The following is a 4476-nucleotide window of genomic DNA, read 5'->3' on the forward strand; positions in this document are numbered from 1 at the left end:
GGGAAGGACACGGCCGGCGGCCTTTTGCGCTCAGGGGCCGGGAGACCTTCCCTTGAGCGAGGACGCCACGATGCGTCCGGCGGTGCCGGTGTACCGGCGCTGCACGCCCACCGTGTGCGTGCCCTTCTTGCGCGGCAGGCCCGACGACAACCCGAGCACGAACGCCCGTGCCCGGCGCCGTTGTTCCACCCGCGCGAACCGCCCCGCAATACGGCCCATCAGGACCTCGAACGCTTCCTGCCAGCGGGCAGGAAGCCTCATGGTCACTGGTCCGCACCGGGGCTCGACGCGGTTCGACGCCCGGGCCACCTGCGACCAGGACCTGCCACCGAACCTGGACGGCCGAGCATCGATCGCGGGTCAGGGCGTAGGAAATCCGTGGACGGGCCCTCGGTAGATCACTTAGTGTGTGGCTCCACGCCCTGAGACGGATGGAAGGAGGCGAGTGCCGTGCGGTTCACACCTTTCCAGCGCTCCCTCTTTCCGCTGTCCCGGCGTGGTTCGTGAGTTCTGACCGGGAGCGCTCCAAGCAGCCTGTATCCCGGAGGAATCCATGACCGATGCGGTCATCCGCGCGCTCTCCGCGAGCGACGCTCATCTCTTCGACGCGCTCCCCGACCCCTTGGGTGCCCGTGAAGGCCATCGTCGTACCCGCTTCCGCCCCGACTGGAAGCGCGTCGCCCTGCGCGACGGCGAGGTCGTCGCACGCGGCGCGTGGTGGGGCGGCCCCGACGACCCAGAGCCCGTCAACATCAACTGGTTCGACGTGGCCGAGGGCGAGGAGGAGGCAGGGGCCGAACTCCTGCGCTCCGCTCCCTGGCAGGTCGAACTCGAGATCAACCTGCCAGGCGACTGGCGGGACAAGCCCGACCTGCGCGCCGGCGCCGAGGCGCGCTTCGCCGCCGCACGAGCCGCAGGGTACGAACTCCTGGTGGAACGTTTCCTGTACCGCTGGACCCCGGAGCGAGGTCTGCCCGAGCGGCCCCGGCGCCTGCGCTTCAGCGCCGAACCCGACGACACCGTGTTCTTCGACGCGTTGCGCCGCATCCACTCCGCCACCCTGGACGCCCACGCGCTCAGGGCCGTCGAGGAGGGCGGCCTCGACCAGGCCGCCCAGGAGGAACTCGACTTCTTCCACTGGTGCCCCTCCCCGCGGGAGTGGTGGCAGACGGCGTACACGCCGGAGGGCGACCTGGCCGGCATCCACATCCCGGCCCACAACCCCTCCGGCCCGACCATCGGCTTCATCGGAGTCGTCCCGGAACAGCGCGGTCGCGGCTACGCCTACGACCTCCTCGCGGAGTGCACCCACTTCCTCGTCGAGCAGGGCGCGGAGTTCGTCAGCGGAGCGACGGACCAGGGCAACTTCCCCATGGCCGCGAACTTCGCCAAGGCCGGCTTCCCCGTCATCAGTGAACGCATCAACTTCCACCCGGCGGGCCAAGCGGCCTAGCGAGGAGCAGCACGCGCCGAGGGGTCCGGTCCGAGGGCAGGTCCGGACCCCTTGTCAGCGACATGCGGGATCTGCGCCGTGCCCAGCGGCCACCCATCTCGTCGTCAGACCACGTACCTCACGCTGTCCATGGTGGACGCACTCGTCTCTCGGACCAGCCCCACCAGCAAGATCACGATCTACAGCCGGAGTACTCACCCGGTGAGGCCTGTCAAACCTCGGCGTGAAACACCTTGAATGCTGATCACCGTGCTAGTGATCATCGTGGTCAGTCTGCGGTTCGCATCCCGGGCCTACCGCCACACCCCACTCGGGCAGGCGTGTGATTCCGGTCGCTCGGTCAGTCGTTCGGCGGCGCCCCCGTTCCCGCTTCTCGGGACGGGGGCGTCGTCGTATGGTTCTGGCACGACTGTTCGATGAATGACGGGGGACACGGGAATGCCCGAACAGGACGACGACGAGCGCGAGTTCGACATCAAGTGGGCGGACAACGCCGAGCACAAGGAGCCCTCCGCCCGGGCCCGGATGCTCGCCGCGCGCTGGAAGGAGAACCCGCCCGCGCCCCAGCCCTTCCGTGCCGACCCCGGCCCGGCCGGGCCGCGCCGGTCCTCGTGGGTGTCGACGGTGATCGTCTTCGGCTGCGTGGCAGGGCTCATCGCGCTGATCGGTTACGTCAACTACCGGTCGTCGTACTGAGCGGTCCGCCGCTACCTGCCGCCCTTGTCGCGGTCCTGCCGACGGGTCGCCAGCGGGCGTTCGCGGCGGTACCGGCGCTCCCACCTCGCCTGCTGGTCACGGCGATCGCGGTACGCGCGGTAGGAGCCGGGCTGGGCCGGATTGCCGCCCGCCGGGGAACCCGACGAACCCCCCTCAGTGCGGCCGTACCGGACGTACAGGTAGAGCAGCGCGACGGCGGCCAGCCAGAGGACTTGGTTGGAGAATCCCATGACGACCAGAACCGCGGTCGCCGAGAGGATCAGGGTGCCCATGACGGGACTCCTCGGGGCGTGGCGTGGGTGATGACTGTGCGGGGAAGATCGGCCCCGGTGTCCGAGGGGCTTCGCTCCGCGTGTCCAGGATGCTCGTGCGACGGGTGCGGGGTCATCTCATTTATCGAGACGCGCGGCCTGCCGGGGACAAGGGCCGACGGCGGTGAGCGAGGTCGGCCGCGGCCGGCGAGGTGCGTCGCGGGGTCGTGGACCGGGTGGAGACCTCGTCGGGGCCGGCGGACCTCGACGTGGGCACCGCTCGCCCGCGTGGCGTTGTTGTACGGGGTGAGCACGGGCTCGGGTTCCGTAGCGGTACGAGGTGCGGGGCGGACGGATCTGACGCCGGAGGTGCTGAGGGCGCGGCTGGAAGCGTACGTCGGCGGGCTGCTGGAGCGGTACACCTAGCGGGCGTGGGCGGATCGGGGCCCGATGGTCAGTGGGGTCCGGGAGGATGCGGTCGAGGGCCTGGACCCGATCGCTACTCGGGTCCTCGCGTTCTCGGGCCCTCGGGACGGACGCGGCGCAGGGGTGAAGGCGGTGGGCATGGCTGGTGAGCGGCAGCGGTATGTCGGGGCGGACGAGCGGCGGGTGCGGCTGGGGCTGAGGCAGCGGTTGGCCGGATTCGTGCGGGCGGAGAGCCCGGAGGAGGTGGCTGATTCTCTGGTGGCGCTGCACGGCTCGGATCCCGCGACGGTGCCTCTGGCGGTGGGCGCGCGGCTCGCCGATCCGGGGCGGACGGTGCCGGAGACCGAACGGGCGCTGTACGAGGACCGCTCGCTCGTCCGCATGCACGGTATGCGGCACACCGTGTTCGTGTTCCCGGCCGGGCTGACCGCCGTGGTGCACGCCTCGACCGGCATCACGGTCGCCGCGAGGGAGCGGGCCTCGCTGCTGAAGGACATGGCGGCCGCCGGCGCCCCGGACGCGGCCTGGCTGAAGGAGGTCGAGGAGTCGACGCTGGCCGCGCTGGCCCGCCGGGGCCAGGCCACCGCGTCCGAACTCGCCGAGGACGAGCCGAGGTTGCGGGAACGGTTCGTGTACGCGGCCGGGAAGAGCTACGAGGGGACGCACACGGTCTCGACGCGGCTGCTGAGGGTGCTGGGGGTGGAGGGCAGGGTCGTACGGGGACGGCCGCTCGGCTCCTGGACGTCGAGTCAGTTCCGGTGGGCGGTGGCTCCGGCGCACCCCGAGCTGGATGTGGCGCAGGCTCAGGCGTCCCTGCTGGGCCGGTGGCTGGCGGTCTGCGGCCCGGCGACGGAGGCGGACCTCAAGTGGTGGACGGGGTGGCGTGTCACCGAGGTCCGCCGGGCGCTGGCGGCGATCGGGGCGCGGGCCGTGGCGCTGGACGAGGGCACGGGGTATGTGACCGCCGAGGACGAGGGGCCGGTTTCCGACCCCGGCGAGCCCTGGGCGGCCCTCCTGCCCGCCCTCGACCCCACGGCGATGGGCTGGCAGCTGCGGGACTGGTACCTCGCCCCCGGGCTCCGGCCGGCCCTCTTCGACTACAGCGGCAACGTCGGGCCGACGGTGTGGTGGAACGGCCGGGTGATCGGCGGCTGGGCCCAGCGCTCCGACGGGGAGATCGTCTGGCGGCTGCTCGATACGGAGGGGGTGGGGCGGGCGGCCGAGGAGGCGATCCGGGCGGAGGCCTCGCGGCTGCGGGGGTGGGTGGGTGACACGCGCGTCACACCGCGCTTCCGGACGCCGCTGGAGAAGGAGTTGGTGTGATCGGGTGGAGTGAGGTGGGAGGGGGTGCGGGTTCGTCTGCGGGTGGGGGTGGGTGGGGCTGATCGCGCAGTTCCCCACGCCCCCAGGGACTGCGCCCCCTGCTTTTCCCCTGCTGCACCGACACTCTCCGGGGGCCTGGTCTGTCAGGCAACCGGCCACCTGGGCTTCCAGCCCAGCAGAACCTCAGCCTTCAGGCGCGCAGGGCCCGCGCTTTCAGGGGCGCGGGGAACTGCGCGATCAGCCCCCACCGGGCCCGCGGACGAGACCCGGCCCCGCCCGCCCGCCCCCGCCCGACCCCTCCGACAC

Annotated in this window: 5 protein-coding genes; 3 read left to right on the forward strand and 2 right to left on the reverse strand. The window is 71.8% G+C overall.

The genetic code is table 11. From position 1 onward, the window contains the following. Positions 1 to 30: 30 nt before the first annotated feature. Positions 31 to 261 (reverse strand): hypothetical protein, encoded by a 231-nt coding sequence (locus ACFU5F_RS42060; protein ID WP_383898945.1) that lies wholly within the window; start codon positions 259 to 261, stop codon positions 31 to 33. 292 nt (positions 262 to 553) lie between these two features. Between ACFU5F_RS42060 and ACFU5F_RS42065 the strand changes: the two genes are divergently transcribed. Continuing rightward, positions 554 to 1453: a GNAT family N-acetyltransferase gene (locus tag ACFU5F_RS42065; RefSeq protein ID WP_383898939.1), complete on the forward strand. Its 900-nt coding sequence runs from the start codon at positions 554 to 556 to the stop codon at positions 1451 to 1453. A 438-nt stretch (positions 1454 to 1891) separates the two neighbouring features. Then, positions 1892 to 2149 (forward strand): hypothetical protein, encoded by a 258-nt coding sequence (locus ACFU5F_RS42070; protein ID WP_059084774.1) that lies wholly within the window; start codon positions 1892 to 1894, stop codon positions 2147 to 2149. An 11-nt stretch (positions 2150 to 2160) separates the two neighbouring features. Here ACFU5F_RS42070 and ACFU5F_RS42075 read toward each other — a convergent pair whose 3' ends face one another. After that, on the reverse strand, positions 2161 to 2442 hold the full coding sequence (locus ACFU5F_RS42075) for a hypothetical protein (RefSeq protein ID WP_383898941.1): 282 nt from the start codon (positions 2440 to 2442) through the stop codon (positions 2161 to 2163). 543 nt (positions 2443 to 2985) lie between these two features. Here ACFU5F_RS42075 and ACFU5F_RS42080 point away from each other — a divergent pair. Next, positions 2986 to 4170 carry a winged helix DNA-binding domain-containing protein gene (locus tag ACFU5F_RS42080; RefSeq protein ID WP_383898943.1) on the forward strand — a complete coding sequence of 395 codons (1185 nt, stop codon included), beginning with the start codon at positions 2986 to 2988 and terminating at the stop codon, positions 4168 to 4170. Positions 4171 to 4476: the final 306 nt, after the last annotated feature.

The sequence above is a fragment of the Streptomyces sp. NPDC057438 genome, from assembly GCF_042802995.1.
In the GTDB taxonomy this organism is placed as follows: Bacteria; Actinomycetota; Actinomycetes; order Streptomycetales; family Streptomycetaceae; genus Streptomyces.